At 57.2% G+C, this 24,705-nt stretch carries 18 protein-coding genes and 2 pseudogenes; 11 read left to right on the top strand and 9 right to left on the bottom strand.

Annotated features, from left to right (window positions below):
- Nucleotides 1-31: 31 nt before the first annotated feature.
- From norR to ACJJU9_RS04405, 3 genes are all read left to right on the top strand, one after another.
- Nucleotides 32-1,576, top strand: a complete 1,545-nt coding sequence (gene norR / locus ACJJU9_RS04415; protein WP_048390206.1) for a nitric oxide reductase transcriptional regulator NorR — start codon at nucleotides 32-34, stop codon at nucleotides 1,574-1,576.
- 748 nt (nucleotides 1,577-2,324) lie between these two features.
- Nucleotides 2,325-3,224, top strand: a complete 900-nt coding sequence (locus ACJJU9_RS04410; protein ID WP_153375010.1) for a chemotaxis protein — start codon at nucleotides 2,325-2,327, stop codon at nucleotides 3,222-3,224.
- A 5-nt stretch (nucleotides 3,225-3,229) separates the two neighbouring features.
- Nucleotides 3,230-3,703, top strand: coding sequence for a GNAT family N-acetyltransferase (locus tag ACJJU9_RS04405; protein ID WP_407730139.1), 474 nt, complete (start codon nucleotides 3,230-3,232; stop codon nucleotides 3,701-3,703).
- A gap of 3 nt (nucleotides 3,704-3,706) precedes the next feature.
- On the opposite strand, the pseudogene ACJJU9_RS04400 reads toward ACJJU9_RS04405, so the two are convergent.
- The 4 genes and pseudogenes from ACJJU9_RS04400 to ACJJU9_RS04385 form a co-directional block, all read right to left on the bottom strand.
- A pseudogene (locus ACJJU9_RS04400) lies at nucleotides 3,707-4,702 on the bottom strand (methyl-accepting chemotaxis protein); the annotation flags it as partial.
- Nucleotides 4,703-5,011: 309 nt separating this feature from the next.
- Nucleotides 5,012-5,293: pseudogene (locus ACJJU9_RS04395) on the bottom strand (PAS domain-containing protein); the annotation flags it as partial.
- A 151-nt stretch (nucleotides 5,294-5,444) separates the two neighbouring features.
- Nucleotides 5,445-5,696, bottom strand: coding sequence for a hypothetical protein (locus ACJJU9_RS04390; protein WP_153330377.1), 252 nt, complete (start codon nucleotides 5,694-5,696; stop codon nucleotides 5,445-5,447).
- A gap of 81 nt (nucleotides 5,697-5,777) precedes the next feature.
- Entirely contained in the window at nucleotides 5,778-6,119 is a 342-nt protein-coding gene (locus tag ACJJU9_RS04385; protein ID WP_407730138.1) for a hypothetical protein, read from the bottom strand.
- Between the two features lie 187 nt (nucleotides 6,120-6,306).
- On the opposite strand from ACJJU9_RS04385, the gene ACJJU9_RS04380 reads away from it, so the two are divergent.
- From ACJJU9_RS04380 to ACJJU9_RS04365, 4 genes are read left to right on the top strand one after another with little or no spacing between them, the layout of a single operon-like run.
- Nucleotides 6,307-7,470, top strand: a complete 1,164-nt coding sequence (locus ACJJU9_RS04380) for an efflux RND transporter periplasmic adaptor subunit (RefSeq protein ID WP_407730137.1) — start codon at nucleotides 6,307-6,309, stop codon at nucleotides 7,468-7,470.
- On the top strand, nucleotides 7,467-10,562 hold the full coding sequence (locus ACJJU9_RS04375) for a multidrug efflux RND transporter permease subunit (protein ID WP_407730136.1): 3,096 nt from the start codon (nucleotides 7,467-7,469) through the stop codon (nucleotides 10,560-10,562). The genes ACJJU9_RS04380 and ACJJU9_RS04375 overlap by 4 nt, the downstream gene beginning before the upstream one ends.
- 8 nt (nucleotides 10,563-10,570) lie before the next feature.
- Nucleotides 10,571-11,245, top strand: a complete 675-nt coding sequence (locus ACJJU9_RS04370; RefSeq protein WP_407730135.1) for a heavy metal response regulator transcription factor — start codon at nucleotides 10,571-10,573, stop codon at nucleotides 11,243-11,245.
- Entirely contained in the window at nucleotides 11,220-12,608 is a 1,389-nt protein-coding gene (locus tag ACJJU9_RS04365; RefSeq protein WP_407730134.1) for a heavy metal sensor histidine kinase, read from the top strand. The genes ACJJU9_RS04370 and ACJJU9_RS04365 overlap by 26 nt, the downstream gene beginning before the upstream one ends.
- 113 nt (nucleotides 12,609-12,721) lie before the next feature.
- On the opposite strand, the gene ACJJU9_RS04360 is transcribed toward ACJJU9_RS04365, so the two are convergent.
- The gene (locus ACJJU9_RS04360) at nucleotides 12,722-12,904 is read right to left on the bottom strand and encodes a hypothetical protein (protein WP_407730133.1); all 183 of its coding nucleotides are present in this window, start codon (nucleotides 12,902-12,904) and stop codon (nucleotides 12,722-12,724) included.
- 23 nt (nucleotides 12,905-12,927) lie between these two features.
- Here ACJJU9_RS04360 and ACJJU9_RS04355 point away from each other — a divergent pair, with 23 nt between their 5' ends.
- The 4 genes from ACJJU9_RS04355 (at nucleotide 12,928) to ACJJU9_RS04340 (ending at nucleotide 19,114) form a co-directional block, all read left to right on the top strand.
- Nucleotides 12,928-15,606: a hypothetical protein gene (locus ACJJU9_RS04355; protein WP_407730132.1), complete on the top strand. Its 2,679-nt coding sequence runs from the start codon at nucleotides 12,928-12,930 to the stop codon at nucleotides 15,604-15,606.
- Nucleotides 15,607-15,770: 164 nt separating this feature from the next.
- Nucleotides 15,771-15,995 (top strand): hypothetical protein, encoded by a 225-nt coding sequence (locus ACJJU9_RS04350; RefSeq protein WP_407730131.1) that lies wholly within the window; start codon nucleotides 15,771-15,773, stop codon nucleotides 15,993-15,995.
- Nucleotides 15,996-16,186: 191 nt separating this feature from the next.
- Nucleotides 16,187-17,506, top strand: a complete 1,320-nt coding sequence (locus ACJJU9_RS04345; RefSeq protein WP_153330969.1) for an OprD family porin — start codon at nucleotides 16,187-16,189, stop codon at nucleotides 17,504-17,506.
- A gap of 195 nt (nucleotides 17,507-17,701) precedes the next feature.
- A complete protein-coding gene (locus ACJJU9_RS04340) occupies nucleotides 17,702-19,114 on the top strand; it encodes a diguanylate cyclase (RefSeq protein ID WP_407730130.1) in 1,413 nt (470 codons plus the stop codon).
- Nucleotides 19,115-20,249: 1,135 nt separating this feature from the next.
- On the opposite strand, the gene lpxC is transcribed toward ACJJU9_RS04340, so the two are convergent.
- The 4 genes from lpxC to ACJJU9_RS04320 all read right to left on the bottom strand — a co-directional run bounded on the left by lpxC (nucleotide 20,250) and on the right by ACJJU9_RS04320 (nucleotide 24,701).
- Nucleotides 20,250-21,161, bottom strand: coding sequence for a UDP-3-O-acyl-N-acetylglucosamine deacetylase (gene lpxC / locus ACJJU9_RS04335; protein ID WP_048367172.1), 912 nt, complete (start codon nucleotides 21,159-21,161; stop codon nucleotides 20,250-20,252).
- A 112-nt stretch (nucleotides 21,162-21,273) separates the two neighbouring features.
- Nucleotides 21,274-22,488 carry a cell division protein FtsZ gene (gene ftsZ / locus ACJJU9_RS04330; RefSeq protein ID WP_048367173.1) on the bottom strand — a complete coding sequence of 405 codons (1,215 nt, stop codon included), beginning with the start codon at nucleotides 22,486-22,488 and terminating at the stop codon, nucleotides 21,274-21,276.
- Between the two features lie 71 nt (nucleotides 22,489-22,559).
- The gene (gene ftsA / locus ACJJU9_RS04325; RefSeq protein ID WP_048367176.1) at nucleotides 22,560-23,819 is read right to left on the bottom strand and encodes a cell division protein FtsA; all 1,260 of its coding nucleotides are present in this window, start codon (nucleotides 23,817-23,819) and stop codon (nucleotides 22,560-22,562) included.
- Between the two features lie 15 nt (nucleotides 23,820-23,834).
- Nucleotides 23,835-24,701 (bottom strand): cell division protein FtsQ/DivIB, encoded by an 867-nt coding sequence (locus tag ACJJU9_RS04320; RefSeq protein WP_048367179.1) that lies wholly within the window; start codon nucleotides 24,699-24,701, stop codon nucleotides 23,835-23,837.
- Between the last annotated feature and the right edge of the window lie 4 nt (nucleotides 24,702-24,705).

The following is a 24,705-nucleotide window of genomic DNA, read 5'->3' as shown; positions in this document are numbered from 1 at the left end:
TCTATAGTCACTTCGACTACACGAGGTCAAAATGACTGCAAAATTGCTTCTCACTGCCCTGCTCCCGCTGGTGGCGGACCTGTCCCGCGACCTGCCTGAAAGCGAACGTTACCGGCGCTTACTGCAAGCCATGCGCGCCGTACTGCCGTGCGACGCCGCGGCCCTGCTGCGCCTGGACGGCGAATGGCTGGTGCCGCTGGCGGTAGACGGCCTGAGCCTGGATACGCTGGGGCGGCGCTTTAAAATCAGCGAGCACCCGCGCTTTGAAATCCTGCTCAGCAGCCCCGGCCCTACGCGTTTTCCCAACAACTGCGAATTGCCCGATCCGTATGACGGACTGGTCGACGGGCTGGCCGAGCACCTGGAGATCCACGATTGCATGGGCTGCCCGCTGTTCGTCGACGAGCGCCCCTGGGGCCTGCTGACCCTCGATGCACTGGACCCAAAACGGTTCGAACCCATTGAGCTGGATGCCCTGCAAGCCTTTGCCAGCCTGGCTGCTGCCACGGTCAATGTGGCCCAGCGTATCGAGCGCCTGGCCCTGCGGGTGGCCGATGAGCAGCAAAAAGCCGAGTTGTATCGTCAGGCTCATCCTTTGCCCAATAAAGAGCTGATTGGCCAGAGCGCCGCCCATAAACACCTGCTCGAAGAAATTGCCTTGGTCGGCAACAGCGACCTGACGGTGTTGATCACCGGCGAAACCGGGGTCGGCAAAGAGCTGGTAGCCCAAGCCATTCATGCCGCCTCGCCGCGCGCCGACAAGCCAATGATCAGCCTGAACTGCGCCGCCCTGCCCGACACCCTGGTCGAAAGCGAATTGTTCGGCCATGTGCGCGGCGCCTTTACCGGCGCCACCAGCGATCGCCGTGGCAAGTTTGAACTGGCCAATGGCGGCACATTGTTTCTGGACGAAGTGGGCGAGCTGTCACTGACGGTGCAAGCAAAGCTGCTGCGCGTGCTTCAAAGCGGGCAATTGCAGCGCTTGGGCTCAGATCAGGAACACCGCGTCGATGTGCGCTTGATTGCCGCGACCAATCGCGATCTGGCAGAAGAAGTGCGCAGCGGTCGCTATCGCGCCGACTTCTATCACCGTTTGAGCGTCTACCCGCTCAACGTGCCCGCCCTGCGCGAACGCGGGCGCGATGTGTTGCTGCTGAGCGGCTTCTTTCTGGAGCAAAACCGCTCGCGCATGGGCCTGGGCAGCTTGCGCCTGAGCCCGGATGCCCAGGCTGCGCTGCTGCATTACTCATGGCCGGGCAATGTGCGCGAACTGGAACACTTGATCGGCCGCAGCACCCTCAAGGCATTGGGCAACTGCAAAACCCGGCCGCGCATCTTGACCCTGACCGCCGCAGACCTGGACTTGCCGACGCCGCAGGACGGCCCCGCAGTGGCAGAGCAAGAGCCGCTACCGCCGGTCATTGGTGACTTGCGCCAGGCCACGGAGAACTACCAGCGCCAGTTGATCAGCGCCTGCCTTGAGCGCCATCAACACAACTGGGCCAGCGCCGCCCGCGAACTGGGCCTGGACCGGGCGAACCTGGGCCGAATGGCCAAGCGTTTGGGGTTGAAATAACCCCTTATCAACACGCCCTGCGCAGGAGCTGCCGAAGACTGCGATTTTTTAATCTGCGTCTCAAAGATCGCAGCCTTCGTACCTCGTCAGCTCCTATCAAACACAAAATAAGTGATTGATTTTAAAGGCTTTGTAGGAGCGAGCTTGCTCGCGATCTTTTGATCTTGATCTAAGAGCCCCCCTCACCCTAGCCCTCTCCCGCAGGAGAGGGAACCGATTGGGGGATGCTGAAGATACTCGCTGTCCTGTTTGCTGCGCGACAGCGCGGCGTCGAAGACGGGGTGGCAGCTCCTATCAAACACAAAATAAGTGATTGATTCTAAAGGCCCTGTAGGAGCGAGCTTGCTCGCGATCTTTTGATCTTGATCTAAGAGCCCCCCTCACCCTAGCCCTCTCCCAAAGGAGAGGGAACCGATTGGGGGATGCTGAAGATACTCGGCGGCCTGTTTGCTGCGCGACAGCGCGGCGTCTAAGACGGGGCGGCCACTCTTATCAAACATAAAATAAGTGATTGATTCCTAAGGCCCTGTAGGAGCGAGCTTGCTCGCGATCTTTTGATCTTGATCTAAGAGCCCCCTCACCCTAGCCCTCTCCCGAAGGAGAGGGAACCGATGGGGGGATGCTGAAGATATTCGGTGGCCTGTTTGATGCGCGACAGCGCGGCGTCAAAGACAGGGCGGCAGCGCCTACAGGATTCGCCGCTCGGGTCGATAACCCGGTATTGCTGCCCTTATCTCAGAAGGTATTTATGTCATCCACCCACGCCCGCGCCGACTCGATGTCTTTGCTGCTGTTCACGTTGCGCAGCGGCAAGCTGATGGCGATCAATCTGTTGAAGGTCAGCGAAATCATTCCGTGCCCGCCGCTGACCAAAATGCCCGAGTCGCATCCCCATGTGAAAGGCATTGCGGTGCTACGCGGTGCCTCGCTGTCGGTCATCGACCTGAGCCGCGCCATTGGCGAGCAACCGTTGCTCGATCCCGACGGCGGCTGCCTGATCGTGACCGATGTCAGTCGCTCCAAGCAGGGCTTGCACGTGCAAGCGGTGAGCAAAATCGTGCATTGCCTGAGCACCGATATCCGCCCGCCGCCCTACGGTTCAGGCAAGCGCTCGTACATCACCGGCGTCACGCAAGTGGACGGCGCGCTGGTGCAGGTGCTGGACATTGAGAAAGTCATTCATGGCATCACGCCCGCCCGGATTGAGCCGAACACTGAAGCCCTCAGCCGGGAAGACACGCAATTGCTGGGCAAGGCGCGAATTCTGGTGGTCGATGACAGCCAGGTGGCGCTGCAACAATCGGTGATCACCCTGCGCAACCTCGGCCTGCATTGCCACACGGCCCGCAGCGCGAAAGAGGCCATTGAGCGCTTGCTGGAACTGCACGGCACGCCAGAGCAAATCAATGTGCTGGTGTCTGACATCGAAATGTCCGAGATGGACGGCTACGCCTTCACCCGCACCGTGCGCGAGACGCCGGACTTTGCGCATTTGTACGTGCTGCTGCACACCTCGCTCGACAGTGCGATGAACAGCGAAAAAGCCCGTCTGGCCGGGGCCAATGCGGTGCTGACCAAATTCTCCTCGCCGGAACTCACGCAATGCCTGATCCTTGCCGCCCGTACCGTGGCTGAGCAAGGCGTCTGAGTTCAATGAGTGACCACTGTTTGCTGCTGCGCAAAGACCTGCGCCAGCCTCTGACACCCGTGCCGTGGCCGCAGGGCATTGCGCTGAGCACCCTCACCCCGGCGCTGCTGCCCCGCGTGCACGCCCTGCTGGAACAGGGCTATGGCGCAGGTCAGGGGGATTTGCAACCGCTGGAGCGCTGGCAGCACGACCTGCTGCATGACGCTGAATACGACCCGCAGCTGTGTTTTGTCAGCCTGTTCGACGGCCAGGTGGTCGGCGTGGCCCTGGCCTGGACCAGCGCTTACCTCAAGGACCTGGTGGTACACCCGCGCCTGCAAGGGCGGGGCTTGGGCGGCGCACTGCTCAATCAGGTATTCAGTGCATTCCAGCAGCGCGGTGAAGCCTGTGTCGACCTCAAGGTCATGGAACACAATCACCCCGCCCGCCAGCTTTACGCCAAATTCGGCATGCAACTCATCCGGCGCGAAGCGCTGTAAGCGCTAACGCCGGGTCTGCCAGAACTCTTGCGCCAATGAACGCAGGCTGACAGCCAGCTCCGCCACATCACCGGAGCTGCGATGGCTGTGCTGCCCGGCAAGCACAGTGACATCCCCGGCACTGCGAATACCCGCGATGTTGCGATTGATGTCTTCGCTGACCACGCTTTGCTCTTCCACCGCCAAGGCGATTTGTACGCTCATCTGGGTGATTTTTTTCACCTGTTGAGTGATCTCGTCCAGTGCACTGCTGGCCAACTGCGCCTGGCTGACACTGTTTTCAGCATGCTGGCTGCTTTGCTGCATCACCTGCACGGCGGCCCGGGCGCCGTCTTGCAAGGTGAGGATCATCTGCTGGATTTCGTTGGTTGAGTGCTGCGTGCGCTGCGCCAGGCTGCGCACTTCGTCGGCCACCACGGCAAAACCACGCCCCTGATCGCCCGCCCGGGCGGCTTCAATCGCCGCATTCAGCGCCAGCAGATTGGTTTGCTCAGCGATGCTGCGAATCACCTCAAGCACCGATGAGATGTCGCTGCTGTGGCCTTCCAGGTGGTGGATCACCTCGGTTGCCCGAACCAGCTCGCCTGCCAGGTGCTGCACCGAACTGCGGCTCTGCATCACCAACTCATGCCCTTCACGGGTTTCGTTTTCGACCCGGTCAGCCGCTTGCGAGGCTTGCTGGGCATTGTTCGCGACTTGCGCCACGCTGGCGCTCATTTCATGAATCGCCGTGGCCACCTGATCGGTTTCATGTTGCTGACTAAGGGTGCTGGAGTGACTGCTTTCGAGGTGCTGGACCAGCTCACTGGCATGCCCGGCCAGGCGTTGCGACGCATCACCGATACGTCCCACCATTGCGCCGGTCTGCGCTTCGAGCATCTGCAGGGCAAATGCGATCTGCCCCATCTCATCTCGCCGCCCGGTATAGATGTGCTGGCTTAGCGGGTTATGGCCGACGTCTTGAGCGCGGCGGGTCAAGGCGTTAAGTGGGCGCAGCAGCCAGGCAATCGCCACCGAGCTCAACAGGCTGCCGGTCAACCAAATGACCACGCCGGCCTGCCAGTCGATAGACGGTAGCAAAACAGTGCCCAGCGTCGTCGCCCCGGCAAACACGGCGCTGACAAACAGCGCCAGCTTGCCCGCCAGCCTGACCCGCGGCAGACGCTGCCATAGCGGCGTGCGCCCCGAGCGCAATTCGGCGTAATCGGCCTCGGCCAGTTGCACACACTCAGGGCTTGGGCAGGTACGCACCGATTGGTACTCAACGATTTCGCCGTTTTTCATTACCGGCGTGACGTAAGCGCTGACCCAATAATGGTCACCATTTTTGCAGCGGTTTTTCACCATGCCCATCCATGAACGCCCGGCCTTGAGGGTCTGCCACATGTGACTGAAGGCTGCTGACGGCATATCGGGGTGGCGCAGCAGGCTATGCGGGTTGCCGAGCAACTCGCTCAGCGAATAACCGCTGACCTTGATGAAGTCATCATTGGCGTAGGTGATGGCACTGTTCAGGTCAGTGGTAGAAAGGATGTTGGCGTCGGGTGCGAAATCAACAGCTCGGCCGGTAATCGGTAGATTGATTTTCATGACAGCACGCTCAGTTATTAGGGAGTAAGAGTCGGCGGGGCGTCGACTTTAAGCTCCCCAATTAACCAAATACTGATCTAGCGCATATCAAAAGGCATTAATACGGCCTATCCGACCAATAGTGGCACAAAGCCACACTCTGTAGCATCAATCAGCGTTTGCCCATGGAGCGACGGGTGCCGGGAGGGGCTGCGCCAGGGGTTTTGGTGTGGCCGTGGCCTTCACCTTTTTTGTAATGGGTCTGGCCTTTGGAATTGGCTTTGTTCTTGGCAAATTCAGCAGGCTTGAACGGAAACGTGAACGCAGGGATCACCGGCTTTTGCGCGGCATCTACAGTTGCTTCGTTTTCAGTGGGTTCGGCGCTCACGGCATCAGGAGCAGCCGGTTGTGCAGGAGTTGTCATGAAAGCTCCGGAGTACGGGGGAGTGATCGGCCAGTTGGCGCAAGACGCGCAGTATACCTGCCCGATCAACCCGCCGAGCAGTCACCGGTAGGAAATAGTCAGCACGCCGCGCTTGCTGGCCGACACGTTATTGCTGACAGGTGGCGTGTTTTTAAGGACTTCAAAGGCTGTCGAAAAGACCGGCGGGCTACCACCGGCGCCATGGAACGCCATATTCACCGCAATGACAACACCGGGCGCAACCTCAATCAGCTTTATCGACTCGCCCGTGCTCATCGCCGTGGCCTGAGTAATTTCGTAGGAGGACTCCACGATAGCGCCCTGAAAGTGAATCACCCCGCTTCTGACAACCGACTGCGCCTCAGCTTCATTAGCCAACAGCAACAACGCACACGCGGCAACACTAAGCGCCATCTTTTTCATAGTTCACGCCCCTGAGCGGGAACGCTGGAGCGCACCCTCTAGATAACTATCGACGTGGGCAGCTCTTTCTTGACGGTTATCACACTATTTTTATGTTCCTGTCCGTAATGTCAGTTTGCAGTCACTCTGCTGACCGGATTCAACCGCTATAACCCTGACATCCCCCTTTCCACGCACACGGCCTGGCATGCGCATTCAAACTCAAAAAATAGTCCTCGGCACGCTAGTAATTGTTCTGCTCGGCGCAGGCCTCTGGCTGCTCAAACGCCCGGCCTCGCACACCGCTGTCGCGGCTACCGCCGTGCCGGTGCGGGTCATTCAAGTGGTGCAGCAAGACGTGCCGCGCACGGTCAGCGGGATTGGCGCCGTGCTGTCGCTCCACAGTGTGGTCATTCGCCCACAGATTGACGGCATCCTCACCCAGTTGCTGGTTAAAGAAGGGCAAACGGTACAGGCCGGTGATTTGCTCGCGACCCTGGATGACCGCTCAATCAAGGCCAGCCTGGACCAGGCCAAAGCCCAACTGCAGCAAAATCAGGCGCAGTTGCAAGGCGCGTTGATCGACCTCAAGCGCTACCAGTTGTTGAGCGTCGACAACGGCGTATCCAAGCAAACCCTCGACCAGCAACAGGCGCTGGTCAATCAGCTCAAAGCCACGGCAGTAGGCAATCAGGCGGCAATTGAGGCGGCGCAGGTGCAACTGTCGTACACGCAAATTCACTCGCCGGTCACTGGCCGTGTGGGGATCCGCGCCGTGGATCCGGGCAACTTCCTGCGGGTGAGCGATACCCAGGGATTATTTTCCGTGACCCAACTCGATCCGATCGCCGTCGAGTTTTCCCTGCCCCAACAGTTATTGCCCACCTTGCATGAACTGCTCAACGCCAAGGATCCGGCCCTGGTCAAAGCCTTTATTGGCGACGCGGACCACAGCGGCACGCCGTTGGGCGAAGGCCGCTTGAGCCTGATCGATAATCAGGTGTCCGCCACCACCGGCACCATCAAGGTCAAGGCGCAGTTCGATAACCCCACCCATGCGCTCTGGCCGGGGCAACTGGTGAATGTCGAGATTCAAACCGGGCTTGATCAAAATGCCCTGGTCGTCCCTCCGCCCGTTGTGCAACGCGGGCTGGACACGTATTTCGTGTACCGGGTCAACGGCGACCAAGTCGAAACCGTGCCCGTGCAGGTCCTCTATCAGGACACGGAGTTGAACATCGTCAGCGGCGTCAAACCGGGCGATACGCTGGTCAGCGACGGCCAGTCGCGGCTCAAACCCGGATCAAAAATCGAAACCCTGAGCGAGCCCGCCCTGGCTAACACCGAACACGCCCAGCCGGTGCAACCATGACCCGCAGCCGCTCACTCTCGGCCTGGTGCGTCGATCACCCGATTGCCACCGTGCTGCTGACCTTTGCGTTAGTGCTGTTGGGCCTGATTGCCTTTCCACGCTTACCCGTTGCGCCGCTGCCCGAGGCGGAGTTCCCGACCATACAAGTGTCGGCGCAACTGCCCGGTGCCAGCCCGGACACCATGGCCTCATCGGTCGCAACGCCCTTGGAGGTGCAGTTCAGCGCCATCCCCGGCGTCACCCAAATGACCTCCAGCAGTGCACTGGGGTCAACCACCCTGACCCTGCAATTTACCCTCGACAAGAGCATCGACACCGCCGCTCAGGAAGTCCAGGCGGCGATCAACACCGCGTCCGGCAAGTTGCCCAAAGACATGCCCACGCTGCCCACCTGGCGCAAGGTCAACCCGGCGGACAGCCCGGTGCTGATCCTCAGCATCAGTTCGTTGCAAATGCCCGGCACTGAACTCAGCGATTACGTAGAAACCCTGCTCGCCCGGCAAATCAGCCAGATCGACGGCGTGGGGCAGATCAACATCACCGGCCAGCAACGCCCGGCGATCCGGGTCCAGGCCAGCGCTGACAAATTGGCCGCCATTGGCCTGACCCTCGCCGATATCCGTCTGGCGTTGCAGCAAACCAGCCTCAATCTGGCCAAGGGCGCGCTGTACGGTCCGTCGAGCATCTCGACCCTGGCGACCAACGACCAACTGTTCGATGCCGACGAGTACGGCCAGTTGATCGTGTCATACAAAGACGGCGCCCCCGTCCAGTTGCGCGACGTGGCGCGGGTCATCAACGGCTCCGAGAATGATTACGTGCAAGCCTGGTCGGGCCACCGGCCGGGGGTCAACCTGGTAATTTCGCGCCAGCCGGGGGCCAACATTGTCGACACCGTCGACCGCATCCAGGCCGCACTGCCCGGTCTGCAAGCCATGCTCCCGGCCTCGGTCGAGGTCACGGTGCTGAGCGACCGCACCCAGACCATCCGCGCCTCGTTGCATGAAGTGGAAATCACCCTGCTGATCGCGGTGCTGCTGGTGGTCGCGGTCATGGCGCTGTTCCTGCGCCAGTGGTCTGCCACGTTGATTGTGTCTGCCGTGCTGGGGGTGTCGCTGATTGCCAGCTTTGCCCTGATGTACGTGCTCGGGTTCAGCCTGAACAACCTGACCCTGGTGGCGATTGTGGTGGCCGTGGGCTTTGTGGTCGACGATGCGATTGTGGTGGTGGAGAACATCCACCGCCATCTCGAAGCAGGCGAAAGCATGCGCGATGCGGCGATCAAGGGCTCCAGCGAGATTGGTTTCACCGTAATGTCGATCAGTTTCTCGCTGGTGGCGGCGTTTATTCCGTTGCTGTTTATGGGCGGTGTGGTCGGGCGACTGTTTAAAGAGTTCGCCCTGACCGCCACCTCAACCATCGTTATTTCCGTGCTGGTGTCACTGACCCTGGCGCCCACCCTCGCCGCGCTGTTTATGCGCGCGCCGGTGCACCACGCCGACGCCAAACCCGGCTTTGGCGAGCGGTTGCTGGCCCTGTATGACGCCGGCCTGAAACGCGCACTGGCCCACCAGCGGCTGATGCTGGGCGTGTTTGGCGTGACGTTGGCGATGGCCATTGCCGGCTATGTGCTGATCCCCAAGGGCTTCTTCCCGGTGCAAGACACCGGTTTTGTGCTGGGCACCAGTGAAGCCGCCTCGGATATCTCGTTTTCGGACATGACCCAGAAACATTTGGCGTTGGCCAAGATCGTCGGCGCCGACCCGGCGGTACAGGCGTTTTCGCATTCGGTGGGCGTGACCGGCAGCAACCAGACCATCGCCAACGGCCGCTTCTGGATTGCCCTCAAAGACCGCGGCGAGCGCGATGTGTCGGCCAGTGAATTTATCGACCGTATCCGCCCGCAACTGGCCAAGGTGCCGGGCATCGTGCTGTACCTGCGCGCCGGGCAAGACATCAACCTCAGCTCCGGGCCAAGCCGCAGCCAGTACCAGTACGTGCTCAAAAGCAACGACGGGCCGACGCTCAATACCTGGACCCAGCGCCTGACCGAAAAACTGCGCACCCTCCCGGCTTTTCGCGACCTGTCCAATGACCTGCAACTGGGCGGCAGCATCACCCACATCAGCATCGACCGCAAAGCCGCCGCGCGCTTCGGCCTCACCGCCACCGATGTCGATGAAGCCCTCTACGACGCGTTTGGTCAGCGCCAGATCAATGAGTTCCAGACTGAAACCAATCAGTACAACGTGATCCTGGAGGTCGACAGCAAGCAGCGTGGCAAGGCCGAAAGCCTCAACTACTTCTACCTGCGCTCGCCCTTGACCGGCGAAATGGTCCCGCTTTCGGCGGTGGCCAAGGTCGATGCACCCACCAGCGGCCCGCTGTCGATCAGCCATGACGGCATGTTCCCGGCCGCCAACCTGTCCTTCAACCTCGCCCCCGGTGTGGCCTTGGGTGACGCGGTGCTGATGCTCAATCAGGCGAAAAACGAGATTGGCATGCCAAGCACCATCAGCGGCAATTTCCAGGGCGCTGCGCAAGCCTTCCAAAGCTCGCTGGCCAGCCAGCCGTGGCTGATTCTCGCGGCGCTGGTGGCGGTGTACATCATTCTGGGGGTGCTGTACGAAAGCTTCGTGCACCCGCTGACGATCATCTCGACGCTGCCCTCGGCAGGGCTGGGCGCGCTGTTGATGCTGTGGATATGTGGTCAGGATTTTTCGATCATGGCGTTGATCGGGCTGGTGCTGCTGATCGGGATCGTCAAGAAAAACGGCATCCTGATGATCGACTTTGCCCTCGATGCCCAGCGCACCCGCGGGCTGAGCCCTGAAGAGGCAATCTATGAAGCCTGCCTGACGCGTTTCCGGCCGATCATCATGACCACCCTCGCCGCCCTGCTGGGCGCCTTGCCGCTGATGCTCGGCTACGGCACTGGCGCTGAATTGCGCCAGCCGCTGGGGATTGCTGTGGTCGGCGGCCTGCTGGTGAGTCAGGCGCTGACGTTGTTTACCACGCCCGTCATATACTTGTGGCTCGAACGGATGTTCCATCGATCCCAACCCGCCCGCTCACTGGCGACGGATCACTGAGGCAGGTTATGCGCGTTCTAATTATTGAAGACGAAGAAAAAACCGCTGACTACCTGCATCGCGGGCTGACAGAGCAAGGGTACACGGTGGATGTCGCACGCGATGGCATCGAGGGTTTGCACCTGGCGCTGGAAAGCGATTACGCGGTGATTGTGCTCGATGTGATGCTCCCGGAACTCGACGGCTTTGGCGTGTTGCGCGCCTTGCGTGCGCGCAAACAAACACCGGTGATCATGCTGACCGCGCGCGAGCGGGTTGAAGACCGGGTGCGCGGCCTGCGCGAAGGTGCTGATGATTATCTGGGCAAGCCATTTTCGTTTCTGGAACTGGTCGCCCGGCTGCAAGCCTTGACCCGACGCAGCGGCGGCCATGAACCGGTGCAGGTGACGGTCGATGACTTGTGGATCGACCTGATCAGTCGCAAGGCCAGCCGCGCCGGAAGCCGTCTGGACCTGACCGCCAAAGAGTTTGCGCTGCTCAGCGTACTGGCCCGGCGCCAGGGTGAAATCCTCTCTAAAACGGCGATTGCCGAGATGGTCTGGGACATCAACTTCGACAGCGACGCGAACGTCGTAGAAGTCGCAATCAAGCGCCTGCGGGCCAAGCTGGACGGGCCTTTCGAGCACAAGTTGCTGCACACCATTCGCGGCATGGGCTATGTGCTGGAGCGTCGCGGTGTTTAACCGCCTGAACTCCATCGCGATGCGCCTGAGCGTATTGTTCACGCTGGTGGCCTTGCTGGTGTTTGTGTTGATCGGCGGGGCGCTGTACCAGCAAGTTGACAAGGGCATCAGCATGCTGCCCGAAGCCGAACTGGATGCACGGTTCAGCGTGCTGGAATCGTCGATCAATCGCTTCGGCAACCCCGATCACTGGGCCAAGATCACCTCCAAATTCACCTTGCTTAGCGAAGAAGACAAACGCATCCGCTTTTGGGCCATCAGCAATGACCCCCACTACGAATATGGCTCGCCTGACGCGCAAATACGCGCGTTCGCCCAAGGCCCGACGGGCGTGCGCGACCTGCAATTGCCCGGCCAGGCGTACCCGTTCAAGGTGTTGATCAGCCAGATCCCGGCCAAGGAACAACGCCCGACGCTGCGGTTTTTGATCGGCATCGACACCGAGACCTTTCGCCAAACCCAGCACCACCTGCTGATGGCACTCATCAGCCTGGCGATCATTGGCGTTTTGCTGGCGTCTGCCTTGGGTTATTGGGTGGCGCGCATCGGGCTGAAGCCGCTGATCACCCTGTCAGAAAAAGCCCAAAAACTTGAGCCGCCGCGTTTGTCCGGTCGCTTGCACCTGTCGCCGCTTCCGCCTGAACTGGATCACTTGGTCAATGGCTTCAACTCAACCCTGGACCGGGTTGAACAGGCGTATACCCGCCTTGAGTCGTTCAATGCCGACGTGGCGCATGAACTGCGCTCGCCGCTGACTAACCTGATTGGCCAGACCCAGGTGGCGCTGACCCGCGGGCGGTCGGCGGAGCATTACTTTGAAGTGCTGCAATCCAACCTCGAAGAACTGGAGCGTCTGCGCAGCATAATCAATGACATGTTGTTTTTGGCCAGTGCCGACCAAGGCAGCAAAGCCAGCAAACTGACCCGTGCCTCGCTGGCAGATGAAGTGGCCACCACGCTGGACTATCTGGAGTTCATTCTCGAAGACGCCCACGTTGCAGTGCGGGTCAGCGGCGATGCCCAGGTCAACATCGAAAAAGCCCATCTGCGCCGGGCGCTGATCAACTTGCTGAGCAACGCCGTGCAACACACCGCTCCTGGGCTGCAGATTGATGTACAGATCGAGCAAACCGCGCATCAGGCAAGCATCAGCATCAGCAACCCGGGCGACCCCATTGCTGCCGAGCATTTGCCGCGCCTGTTCGAGCGCTTCTATCGCGTGGATGCTTCACGCCACAACAGCGTTGCCAACCACGGCCTGGGCCTGGCCATCGTCAAAGCCATCGCGCAGATGCATGGCGGCGAAGTGTTTGTGCGCACTGGCGAGGGGCGAAATACCTTTGGGTTGCATTTGCCAACATGATGAAACTTAAAATATACGTTGTCCGGATGACTGAACATTTTGGTTCAGTCAAGTAAGTAAGTTTTCCAGCGGCTCTTATTTATCAGCACTAAAACAATGACTTATACATTCACTTAACGTCCCCATGCATTTGGCGCGGGCGCTACATTATGATTTTCACCTTCAAGCATAACGATCAACATCACAAAATCTTTCAAATCAGCAACCCATTTTAAAACTACCGAAAACGCCAAATAACCATCAGAACGACCAGTACAAAAACTGTATTCCTGCCGATAGGCTTTTAATTCGCCCATGCTTATTAAGAGTCATTATCTTCATGAAAAACCCATCAAACAAAACACCTGCCTATCATTTATCCACCTGGATGACTGATCTCGGCATCAAACTCAATAAATTAAAACTACACCAACTCACCCTCCCCTCTACACATAATGCCGGGATGGATAAAAAAGGAATAGGAGGTCCTGTAGAGGGCTGGATAGCTTGTCAAAATGATACCTTTCCTTTCCAGATCGCGCAGGGCGCACGCGTGTTCGATTTACGCGTCAACGCAAGAGTCTTCAATGGAACTTTGTTCGGTTTCGATTTTTTCCACGGTCCCTTTTCATCTAACCGATCTGTACTGGGGCTCATTAAGGACTGCAATACATTTTTCAAAAACGACTACAACTCAAAAAAACACGAACTCATTATTTTACAGTTCCAAGAATTTAAAAATTTTCGACCCGGCTATTACGAGCGTTTGCTAACACAACTGACTCAAGGGTTTTCAGGCACTGGCAGTTCAACAAAAATAGTGCCCCGGGCTGCCTCCGACTTAACAATCAGGGATATTCGCAGCCGGTACGCAGGCCACAACATTATCATCGCATCGGATAAATTCGGATCACACTCCGACGTCTGGAATGACATCCCGCACGAATGGATAGGCCATGACATTCCCTCAGAACAAGAACTTGATATTTTCATTGATCAGAAAACCCAGGAGACCAACAAATCCAATCTTTGGTCATTGCAATCCGTCAGATATAAAAAACTTTATGGCCCCTTGGATATTTCTGACTACATCAACAATAAATTCAAACCTGATGCTCAAGCATTAATCAACAGCAATATTATTAATGTGGACTTTATTGAAAACTCCTCCATCGTCACCTACTGCATTAGCGCCAATCTGTATAAAGCTAAGCGACTGATCGACAAAGACCCCCCGTCTCAGCCCACCGTACACGATGAATTATGGCATGGTGGGTGGAGCACCTATTTCATAAACTTCAATGCCTCTACTGACAACTTTGGTGTTGACCACTACCTCTACTCACTCAATGGTGGAGAGGAAATCAAAGTCAACAGTCAACACACTCAGCGCCAACAACTGGAGTTCGAGGTTCGTAAAGGACAAGAGTACGAATTAACACTGTATGCCGTCGACGTGGCGGGTAACCGTTCAACGCCGCTGGTCAAAGCCCTTAAAGGGATTGATCCACCAACAGGGAGTGATAAACCATTACCGCCAGACATTGCTTATTACAAACGTGACGGCAAGTATGCGTGCTCAATGATTATCAAGCATTCCATCTATAACGCCGATCACTATATTTTTGAGATTTATGCAGAGAAAGACATCGTAGACGGCAAGCCCGTAGGTGAGCCTGTTCTATGGAATATTGCCTCTCGCTGGGCATTAGGCGTTATGTTTACCAACCTCCCCAGCTATGACGCCTACCTGATAACCGCGCATGCTGTAAACAGTTTCGGTCGGACTAGCAATTACGCCATCAAACGCATTGACGCCTATCGCCCCAGTGTGACGCCTCCTTCCCCGCCGTCCAATCTAAGCACCTCATACAATTCGGTCACCCAGCAATTAACGGTAAATTTTGACGGTGGCGGTCTGAACCGCACCCACACATTGACCATTAAGACGGACACCGAAAAAACCTACGAATCGTTCTATAGCGGTAACGCTATATCCGTAAGCCTTTCGCTGGACTTTACCCTGACGCTGTTCGCCGTAAACCAAGATGGCAACCAGTCCACTTCAATCACCTATACCGGCAGTACAAAAGAAACCAGCAGCCACGCAGCAACACCTATCAATGGACAAACAGTGCTTCGCCAGGAACTTACAACTGGCGTTACTACCTGGAAGGGCAGTCACAACATCGTCAAATACAAAATCCACCTTTACGACTCCAATGATGTTCAAGGGGGTGAAAGTGGTGTGGACGGCAAAATTATCGGACAACCGCTTCGAGAAGAGTTTTACTCAGGCAGCGAACTCACCTATACGTTTAACAACTTAATCCCTCTCAAAAAATATCATGTGTTCGTGTGGGGCGTTAATGCCTACGGAACCGTGGGAGAAAGAGCCTACAATTCCAACTATACCTATCTGCAGGGTGATCCAGCCTGGGACCAGGAATACCCAACCGTGCCTTCTAACCTGCTGGGCCGCTATCGCTACCGGGAAGGCAGACTCTACGTTTTTTGGAACGCCTCTTTGGACAATCGTGGAATATCACACTACGAAGTCATCATTAATAACCAACTCTACAAGGTACTGGAACCTCCCGTCCTGGGCGCTTTTCAATTAACTGTCTCACTGGCTAAAGATATCAACTATCAAGTGCATGTTTATGCTGTTGATACCAGTGGCAACCGATCCAGAACAGTCGCGTACTACGGAGACACCTCCAACAAGGACACGCTTTCTTATCGCCCGACCAAAAAGTCAATTGTGTTTACCTACGCTCATCTCGGCATTGCAACGTTCGCTTGGGAGTACATACATACCTCAGAGGTCATAAATTTAATCATTGGGGAGCCGGGCGCAACCACCAAGCAACATGTACGAGTGAGCGGCACAGCCACCAAAGCTTCGGTCCCGAATCTCGTGCCTCGCAAGGAGTACATCATCGAGCTATATGGCACAAACAGCTATGGTGTAGCAGGCGAATCCACCACCAAAAAATTCTTTATGCCAACCACTTAACACCATGAGGTCTTGAGGCAGCCGGGTGTGGTCCGGCTGTCAATTCACGCCGATTTGTTACTTAAATCGCAACAGTCCTTGTACGGAATGAAGCTGTTTCAATCCCCGTCGGCACTATAGATTTAGCCCATCACACAACACTTGCTCTGCAAGAAGGTCCTGAAATGTCCACCAGTATGGGTATGGCTAGCGTTTTCGTTTTGTCTTCTATGATGTTGTCGCCTCTGGCCATGGCAGAAGAATCCCCTGCGTTCATCGCCAAGAACGAGGCCCGTGCAGCGGACTTTGAACAGCGTCAAACCGAGCTCGCAGCCAGCCATCAAAATGATGTCAAATCCCAGCAAACACAGGCCAAAGTCAGCCCGGCAGATGAACCAAAAGACAGCTGATTTCACGTGCAAATATTTCCCGACCCAGTCAGTCTGATGACACGTATGTGACTGATTGTTTCAAAAGCCGCTATGATAGCGGCTTTTTTTTGTTTTAAAAAAAGGCGCACAGACCGTGAAGCGCCTACAAATAAGAACTGAATTTTCAAAGAAAATAAAAACTGCCGTCACTTTAAAGGAGCAACCGACTGATGAAACAAGCGCTAAAGCTCAGTCCTCTATTCATCGCACTGACTGCAACGATCCCGCTGATTGCACAGGCAGATGACGACACGTCCAAAGAGGGGTTTATCGACGGCTCGACCCTCGACTTGCATCTACGCAACTACTACATGAACCACGACATCCACAGCCCGGACACCCATGACGGCAAGGAGTGGGGCCAAGGCTTTATTGCCAAGTTCGCTTCGGGTTATACCCCTGGCGTGGTCGGTTTTGGTCTGGATGCCTACGCCATGCTCGGCCTCAAGCTCGATGGCGGTGGCGGTACCAGCGGCAGCAGTATCCTGCCGATTGGTGGCGGCAACGGTAATGCGCCCACCGACTTCTCGTCGGGGGGTGCAGCGCTGAAAATTCGTGCGTTTGACACCGAACTGAAAGCCGGTGACCTGTTCATCACCAACCCGGTGATCGCAGGCGGGGAAACCCGCATGTTGCCGCAGACGTTCCAGGGCATCAGCCTGACCAACCACAGCTTTGCGGGCTGGATGCTGGAAGGCGGTCAAGTCACATACGACAAGCCCTACAACCAAAGCGGCATGCGCCGCCTGACCACCACCTACGGCAATCTGAATGACCAGACCACCAAGCACCTGACTTGGGCTGGCGTAGCGTTCAGCGGCATCCCGGGAGTCACCAGCAACCTGTATGCCTCGCAGTTGCAAAACGTCTGGAACCAGTACTACTACGACCTGGACTACACCCATTCGCTGAGCAACGGCATCACCCTGAACCCTGGCTTCCACTACTACCACACGCAGGACACAGGTAACGCGCTGCTGGGTGCCATCAACAACAACACCTTCAGCCTGCACTTTGCAGTGGGGATGGACGGGCACAAAGTCACCGCGGTGTACCAACGTGTCAACGGCAACACGCCGTTTGACTACATCAACCAGGGCGACAGTATTTATCTGGATAACTCGCAGCAGTATTCGGACTTCAACGGCCCGAACGAACGTTCGTGGAAACTGCAATACGAGTATGACTTTGCAGGCCTCGGCATCCCTGGCCTGACCACCAGTGCCTCGTACTCACGCGGTGAAGTGGACCTGACCAAGGCGGATCCGAACAGCATCGGTTACAGCAACTGGTACAACCCCAACGGCAAAAACGCCTTCCACTGGGAACGTGACCTGAGCGCCAAATACGTGGTTCAGGAAGGCAAGGCCAAAGACTTGGGCTTTACCCTGCGCTGGGCAACCAACCGTGGTAATGCGGCGTATGAAACAGTCGATCACAATGTCGATGAATACCGCGTGATTGTTGACTATCCTCTGAACATCTTCTAAATCGTGACCTTAAGGCCAGCTTTTTAGCTGGCCTTAAACCTCAAGGGCTGTACCTTAGGAGCAGGCACGATTTATAGCCTTGAGGGTAAAGCCATTAAGTATTCCGCGCGCACTCCTGTCATTACCCGCCGCACACTGATCGGGGCAACGATATTTTCAGCCCTGATCATTCTCGGCATCGTCAGCTATTTGCTGGTGCGCGAATATCGCAACACCGAAGCAGATGCCAGGCGTTCCGCCCTGAACATCGTGCAACTGATCAATCGAGATATTCGCAACACCTTCTCTATTTATGATTCCGCACTGATCAACCTCATCGACCTGCTGCACACCCAGGCCTTGGCGACCCTGCCTGCCCAGACCCGGCAATCGTTGCTCTTCGACAGAACCAACGAAGCACCCTCTTCTTTCGGTTTTTTTGTACTGGATGCCCAGGGCAAACTGATTGCCCGCTCAAAACCGGTGGTCAGCATCCCCGCGAACGCCACCCAACAGCCTTGGTTCAGCGTGCAGCAAAACAGCACCCGCGATGAGCTGTTTATCAGTCATCCCTATCTCGCCAGTTCAGACAGCCCCGAATGGATCATCTATCTCAGTCGAAGGCTGGTGACTGAGGACGGGACCTTTGCCGGGGTGGCTGTCGGAAAACTGAAAATATCGTATTTCCAGAACCTGTTCAGGGGCCTGGACATTGGCCCCAGCGGCAATATCAGCCTGCTCGACACAGACGGCACGCTGATGTTGCAGTACCCGCCGACAAATAAAATCTCAATCGGTCAGGACCTCAGCCAAGCGCCCAACTTCCGGCGGTTTTTAAATGAGCGCTTTGGCAGTTTTATTGCCATGTCCGGCATTTATCACCACGAGCGTCTGTACAACTTCGCTCAGGTGCACGACCTGCCCATTATCGTGGTGGTGGCGATAGCGGCCTCGAGCATTTTCAGTAATTGGCAGCACACGGCGTTAGTGATCGGCAGCGTCACACTGCTGTTATGCCTGGGCTTGCTGTGGTTGACCTGGTTGCTGATTCGCGAATTGAATTTGCGCCTTCATGCCGAGCGTGATCTATCCGCCTTGGCGTCAACCGACCCGCTGACCGGGCTGGCCAACCGCCGCACTCTGGATCGGGCCCTGGATTTGGAATGGCGCCGGGCGCAACGCACGGGCTGCCCGCTGTCGCTGGTGATGATTGATATCGACCACTTCAAGGCTTTCAACGATCTCTACGGCCATCAGGCAGGTGATGAAGCCATCCGTCAGGTCGCTGCCGTGATCAAGGCCCATGTGCGCCGCCCTTCTGACTTGGCAGCCCGTTACGGGGGCGAAGAGTTTGCGATGGTACTGACCGAAACAGAGGCCGCCAATACGCGCCTGCTGTGCGAGAAAATCCGCCTCGCCGTCGAGCAAATGCCCCCGGTGTTGCCGGAGCATAAAAAACTGACCATCAGCCTGGGCTCGTGTACCCGTTATGCCAAGCCGGGTGAAACCCAGGACGCGTTGTTGAGCGCCGCTGACAAGGCGTTGTATCAAGCCAAGAAAGCCGGGCGCAACCGGGTCGTGAACATCAATGAGACGGGGCTGAATGCGGTGAAGCCGCCGTTGGTGTAGCCAAGAGCCCCATGGGCATGACCTTTGTATACGGCAGTTGCGATCTTTAAGATCAAAAGATCGCGAGACAAGCTCGCTCCTACAAATGTGCACCGCCCGTAGCAGTTGACGAGCTTTGCGAGGCTACGTCCGGCGTAGTCGCTGACGAGGCACGAAGGCTGCGATGGGTAGCGAAGCTGCCCCAGCCAGGATCAAAAGATCGCGAGCAAGCTCGCTCCTACAAATGTTCACCGCCCGTAGCAGTTGACGAGCTTTGCGAGGCTACGTCCGGCGTAGTCGCTGACGAGGCACGAAGGCTGCGATGGGTGGCGAAGCTGCCCCACCCAGGATCAAAAGATCGCGAGCAAGCTCGCTCCTACAAATGTGCACCTCCCGTAGCAGTTGACGAGCTTTGCGAGGCTACGTCCGGCTTGTAGCCGCTGACGAGGCACGAAGGCTGCGATGGGTGGCGAAGCTGCCCCAGCCAAGATCAAAAGATCGCGAGACAAGCTCGCTCCTACAAATGTGCACCGCCCGTAGCAGTTGACGAGCTTTGCGAGGCTACGTCCGATTTGTAGCCGCTGACGAGGCACGAAGGCTACGATGGGTGGCGAAGCTGCCCCAGCCAAGATCAAAAGATCGCGAGCAAGCTCGCTCCTACAAATGTGCACCGCCCGTAGCAGTTGACGAGCTTTGCGAGGCTACGTCCGATTTGTAGTCGCTGACGAGGCACGAAGGCTGCGATGGGTAGCGAAGCTGCCCCAGCCAAGATCAAAGGATCGCGAGCAAGCTCGCTCCTACAAATGTGCACCGCCCGTAGCAGTTGACGAGCTTTGCGAGGCTACGTCCGATTTGTAGCCGCTGACGAGGCACGAAGGCTACGATGGGTGGCGAAGCTGCCCCAGCCAAGATCAAAAGATCGCGAGCAAGCTCGCTCCTACAAATGTGCACCGCCCGTAGCAGTTGACGAGCTTTGCGAGGCTACGTCCGATTTGTAGTCGCTGACGAGGCACGAAGGCTGCGATGGGTAGCGAAGCTGCCCCAGCCAAGATCAAAGGATCGCGAGCAAGCTCGCTCCTACAGATTTACGTTAAACATCGGGTAAAAAAAAGACCACCCGAGGGTGGCCTTCAAAAACTAGAGAATGAAGTTTTACTTAAACTGCCGCAACCGGACGCATGTACGAGATCGGTGCAGTGCTGGCGTCTTCAAAGGTCACGACTTCCCATGCATCGGTCTGTTCAATCAGCTTGCGAAGCAGCTGGTTGTTCAGTGCATGGCCAGACTTGAAGCCCTTGAACTCACCAATCAGGCTATTGCCCAACAGGTAGAGATCGCCAATGGCGTCGAGGATTTTGTGCTTCACGAATTCGTCTTCGTAGCGAAGGCCGTCTTCGTTCAGTACACCATCGGAATCGACTACGATCGCGTTTTCCACGCTGCCGCCGAGTGCGAGGTTGTGCTTGCGCAGGTACTCGATGTCACTCATGAAACCAAAGGTACGCGCGCGGCTGACTTCTTTTACAAACGAAGTGCTTGAGAAATCCACGCTTGCACTTTGGGTGCGGTTACGGAAAACCGGGTGATCGAAATCGATCTCGAAGCTCACCTTGAAGCCTTCGAAAGGGACGAAAGTAGCGCGCTTGTCGCCATCTTCCACTGTCACTTCACGCAGGATACGGATGAACTTCTTCGGCGCGTCCTGTTCTTCCAGGCCGGCAGATTGAATCAAAAACACGAAAGGTCCGGCGCTACCGTCCATAATCGGGACTTCAGACGCGGAGAGTTCGACGTAGGCGTTATCGATCCCAAGGCCAGCCATGGCCGAGAGCAAATGCTCTACCGTGTCTACTTTTACATCGCCGTTGACCAACGTGGTCGACATCGTCGTCTCGCCGACGTTTTCCGCGCGAGCAGGAATCTGCACCACAGGGTCAAGGTCTGCACGACAAAACACGATGCCGGTGTCCACAGGCGCAGGCTTGAGGGTCAGGTAGACCTTCTCACCGGAGTGCAGGCCGACACCTGTGGCACGGATAATATTTTTCAGGGTGCGTTGTTTAATCATGGCATTGGCCGCTTCAGCGCAAATTGCGAACTGGTATCAACAAAGGCTGGCGATAATAGCAGACCGAGCCTTTGCTGAACACCAATCACCTGAATACCCCTGATTGATTTCATTAATCAGCCTGACGACGCAGGAATGCCGGGATGTCCAGGTAGTCCAGATCATCTTGCGGATTCAGCTTGGCAGCGGCTGTTGCGCCGTGCTGAGCCTGATTACGCATCACGGTTGGACGGTCCAGGTCACGGTAGTTAACCGCTGGCAGCTCCTGACGCTCGACACGCGGTTCTTGACGCGAAGGCGCTGGCTGGGCCGAAGCCGTTGCGTACGATGCCTGAACGGTGTTGTCGATAACCTTGACCGGCTTCTCGATTTTCGCGCCCAGACCGGTAGCAACCACGGTCACGTGCAGTTCGTCGCGCATGTCCGGATCGATAACCGTACCGACCTTGACCATTGCGTGCTCCGAAGCGAACGCTTCAATGATGCTGCCCACGTCGGAGTATTCACCCAGAGACAGGTCAGGACCGGCAGTGATGTTTACCAGGATGCCGCGAGCGCCTTCCAGGTTCACGTCTTCGAGCAGCGGGTTGCGGATGGCCGCTTCGGTCGCTTCACGTGCACGATTAGGACCGCTGGCGCAGCCAGTGCCCATCATTGCCATGCCCATTTCGCTCATCACGGTGCGCACGTCGGCAAAGTCGACGTTGATCATGCCCGGACGCTTGATGATGTCGGAGATACCGCGAACGGCACCGGCCAGTACGTCATCGGCCTTGGCGAAAGCTGACAGCAGGCTGGCGTCTTTACCGAGGATGGTCAGCAGTTTTTCGTTCGGAATCGTAATCAACGAGTCAACGCTTTCGGACAGCAGACGAATGCCTTCGTCAGCGATCTGCATGCGCTTGCGACCTTCAAACGGGAACGGACGTGTCACCACCGCAACGGTGAGGATGCCCATTTCCTTGGCCACTTCGGCAATGATCGGCGCAGCACCGGTACCGGTACCACCGCCCATGCCCGTGGTGATGAACACCATGTTGGTGCCCTGCAACACTTCAGCGATGCGCTCGCGGTCTTCCAGAGCGGCCTGACGACCGACCTCAGGATTGGCGCCAGCACCCAGGCCTTTGGTCACACCGGTGCCCAATTGCAGGATGGTACGCGCGCCAATGTTCTTCAGCGCTTGTGCGTCAGTGTTGGCGCAGATGAATTCCACGCCTTCGATGTTGCTCTTAACCATGTGGTTAACAGCATTGCCACCGCCACCACCAACACCGATAACTTTGATTACCGGGCTCTGCGGGATGTTGTCTACGAGTTCGAACATGGTCCCTCTCCTTACATTCTCTAGTTATTTCGCCTACTTCTACTGCTTTTGAATCTTTTACTGCTCAAGCTTTAAAAGTTGCCCTGAACCCAGCGCTTGAGGCGCTCGAACACAGGGGCTTTTTGTTCTTCACTGCTGTAGCTGTCGCGGTTGCTGATACCCGATATGGAAATACCGTCTGACTGCTTTTGCAGCCCGTACAGCAACAAGCCCACAGCGGTGGAGTAAATCGGATTGCGCACAACGTCGGACAAGCCTTTGAAGCTGTGCGGTACGCCCAGGCGAACCGGCATGTGGAAGATCTCCTCAGCCAGCTCAACAGCGCCTTCCATTTTCGAAGTGCCACCGGTCAGCACGATGCCGGCCGGGATCAGGTCTTCGTAGCCGCTGCGACGCAGCTCTGCCTGGATCAACGTGAACAATTCGTCGTAACGCGGCTCAACCACTTCAGCCAGGGCCTGGCGGGACAACTCGCGCGGAGGACGGTCGCCCACGCTCGGTACTTTGATGGTTTCACCCGCGCTGGCCAGTTTGGCCAGTGCGCAGGCGTAACGGATTTTGATTTCTTCGGCGTATTGGGTCGGGGTACGTAACGCCATCGCGATGTCGTTGGTGACCTGATCGCCCGCAATCGGGATCACCGCGGTGTGACGAATAGCGCCTTCAGTGAAGATCGCGATATCCGTGGTGCCACCGCCGATGTCGACCAGGCACACGCCCAGTTCTTTCTCGTCATCGGTCAATACCGAGTAAGCCGACGCCAGTTGCTCGAGGATGATGTCATCCACCTCAAGGCCACAGCGACGCACGCACTTCTCAATGTTCTGCGCAGCATTTACCGCGCAGGTCACGACGTGCACTTTGGCTTCCAGACGTACGCCCGACATGCCCAGCGGCTCACGAACGCCTTCCTGGTTGTCGATCACGTAGTCCTGCGCCAGGGTGTGCAACACACGCTGGTCTGCCGGAATGGCCACTGCCTGGGCAGCGTCAAGCACGCGCTCAAGGTCAGCCGTGCTCACTTCACGATCACGGATGGCGACGATGCCGTGGGAGTTCAGGCTGCGGATATGGTTGCCCGCAACACCGACGAACGCCGAGTGGATCCGGCAACCGGCCATCAGCTGCGCTTCTTCAATCGCGCGCTGGATCGACTGCACGGTGGACTCGATGTTGACCACCACGCCCTTCTTCAGGCCCCGGGACGGATGCGTGCCAATACCGACGATTTCGATCGTGCCGTCTTCACCAACCTCGCCTACCAGCGCCACCACCTTGGAGGTACCGATATCGAGACCAACGATCATTTTGCCGCTTTGCACATTTGCCATGGGTCCTGCCTCTTCTTAATTCTTCGCGACAGCGGGTTGGGCTATCGTGGGTGCCACAGGTTCCCGCCAGCCGACGGCCAATCCGTTGGCATAACGCAAATCAATGCGCGCAATGTTTGTAATCTGTTCTTTCAGCGTTTTTTCATAGATGGCTATGAAGCGACGCATTTTTTCTACCAAGTGATCGCGCCCCAACAGCAGCTCGATCCCAGGCCCTGCACTGCCGGCTCCGGTGGTCAGGAACCAGCTACCGCGCTCACGCAATTCCAGCCGGGCAATGGAAAAGCCCATCGGACGCAGCATCTGGCTCAACACCTGATACTGCTGCATCACTTGCTGCTGGGCCCGTTGTGGGCCAAACAGCTGCGGCAAATGTTCGTAGTTGGCCAGCTCACGCGGGGTGAATGCCTGGCCCTGGTTATTCAGCAATGCTTCATCGCCCCAGCGCGCAACCGGCAGTTGCTCTTCAAGGCGAATCACCACTTGGTCCGGCCACACCCGACGGACTTCGGCGTGAGCAATCCATGGCATTTGTTCCAGCTCAGTGCGCATGCCTTCCAGATCGACCGTGAAGAAACTCGCGGCCACATAAGGAGCAATACGCTGTTGCACGGCCTGCTGACTGATGTAGGTCAAGTCGCCCTGCACATTGATGTTGGTGATCGGGCGGTCCGCGTACGGCATCAGGCGTTGTGCGCCTTCGTACGTACCGAACCCCAGGGCCACCAGCAACACAGGCCAAAACAGCACTTTCAAAAAGCCAAAATTGGCTTTTGGCACACGCACCGACATCGGCTCTTTAGCCACCATCCGGCTGGCACCCCGTGGCACCGGCTTGCGGCCGGGGACAGGTTGCTGATGACGAAGCGATGCGCCTGGCATGGTC

Source organism: Pseudomonas helleri (genome assembly GCF_045830615.1).
In the GTDB taxonomy this organism is placed as follows: domain Bacteria; phylum Pseudomonadota; class Gammaproteobacteria; order Pseudomonadales; family Pseudomonadaceae; genus Aquipseudomonas; species Aquipseudomonas helleri.
The sequence above is the reverse complement of the archived record's forward strand: the minus strand, read 5'-3'. Positions and strand labels throughout refer to the sequence as shown.

What these genes read in the sequence shown, in the direction of transcription:
- ACJJU9_RS04370 (WP_407730135.1), top strand. Translation starts at nt 10,571, where the DNA reads ATGCGCGTTCTAATTATTGAAGACGAAGAAAAAACCGCTGACTACCTG.
- ACJJU9_RS04380 (WP_407730137.1), top strand. Translation starts at nt 6,307, where the DNA reads ATGCGCATTCAAACTCAAAAAATAGTCCTCGGCACGCTAGTAATTGTT.
- ACJJU9_RS04385 (WP_407730138.1), bottom strand. Translation starts at nt 6,119, where the DNA reads ATGAAAAAGATGGCGCTTAGTGTTGCCGCGTGTGCGTTGTTGCTGTTG.
- ACJJU9_RS04355 (WP_407730132.1), top strand. Translation starts at nt 12,928, where the DNA reads ATGAAAAACCCATCAAACAAAACACCTGCCTATCATTTATCCACCTGG.
- ACJJU9_RS04350 (WP_407730131.1), top strand. Translation starts at nt 15,771, where the DNA reads ATGTCCACCAGTATGGGTATGGCTAGCGTTTTCGTTTTGTCTTCTATG.
- ACJJU9_RS04390 (WP_153330377.1), bottom strand. Translation starts at nt 5,696, where the DNA reads ATGACAACTCCTGCACAACCGGCTGCTCCTGATGCCGTGAGCGCCGAA.
- ACJJU9_RS04405 (WP_407730139.1), top strand. Translation starts at nt 3,230, where the DNA reads ATGAGTGACCACTGTTTGCTGCTGCGCAAAGACCTGCGCCAGCCTCTG.
- lpxC (WP_048367172.1), bottom strand. Translation starts at nt 21,161, where the DNA reads ATGATTAAACAACGCACCCTGAAAAATATTATCCGTGCCACAGGTGTC.
- ACJJU9_RS04410 (WP_153375010.1), top strand. Translation starts at nt 2,325, where the DNA reads ATGTCATCCACCCACGCCCGCGCCGACTCGATGTCTTTGCTGCTGTTC.
- ACJJU9_RS04365 (WP_407730134.1), top strand. Translation starts at nt 11,220, where the DNA reads ATGTGCTGGAGCGTCGCGGTGTTTAACCGCCTGAACTCCATCGCGATG.
- ACJJU9_RS04345 (WP_153330969.1), top strand. Translation starts at nt 16,187, where the DNA reads ATGAAACAAGCGCTAAAGCTCAGTCCTCTATTCATCGCACTGACTGCA.
- ftsZ (WP_048367173.1), bottom strand. Translation starts at nt 22,488, where the DNA reads ATGTTCGAACTCGTAGACAACATCCCGCAGAGCCCGGTAATCAAAGTT.
- norR (WP_048390206.1), top strand. Translation starts at nt 32, where the DNA reads ATGACTGCAAAATTGCTTCTCACTGCCCTGCTCCCGCTGGTGGCGGAC.
- ftsA (WP_048367176.1), bottom strand. Translation starts at nt 23,819, where the DNA reads ATGGCAAATGTGCAAAGCGGCAAAATGATCGTTGGTCTCGATATCGGT.
- ACJJU9_RS04360 (WP_407730133.1), bottom strand. Translation starts at nt 12,904, where the DNA reads ATGGGCGAATTAAAAGCCTATCGGCAGGAATACAGTTTTTGTACTGGT.
- ACJJU9_RS04320 (WP_048367179.1), bottom strand. Translation starts at nt 24,701, where the DNA reads ATGCCAGGCGCATCGCTTCGTCATCAGCAACCTGTCCCCGGCCGCAAG.
- ACJJU9_RS04375 (WP_407730136.1), top strand. Translation starts at nt 7,467, where the DNA reads ATGACCCGCAGCCGCTCACTCTCGGCCTGGTGCGTCGATCACCCGATT.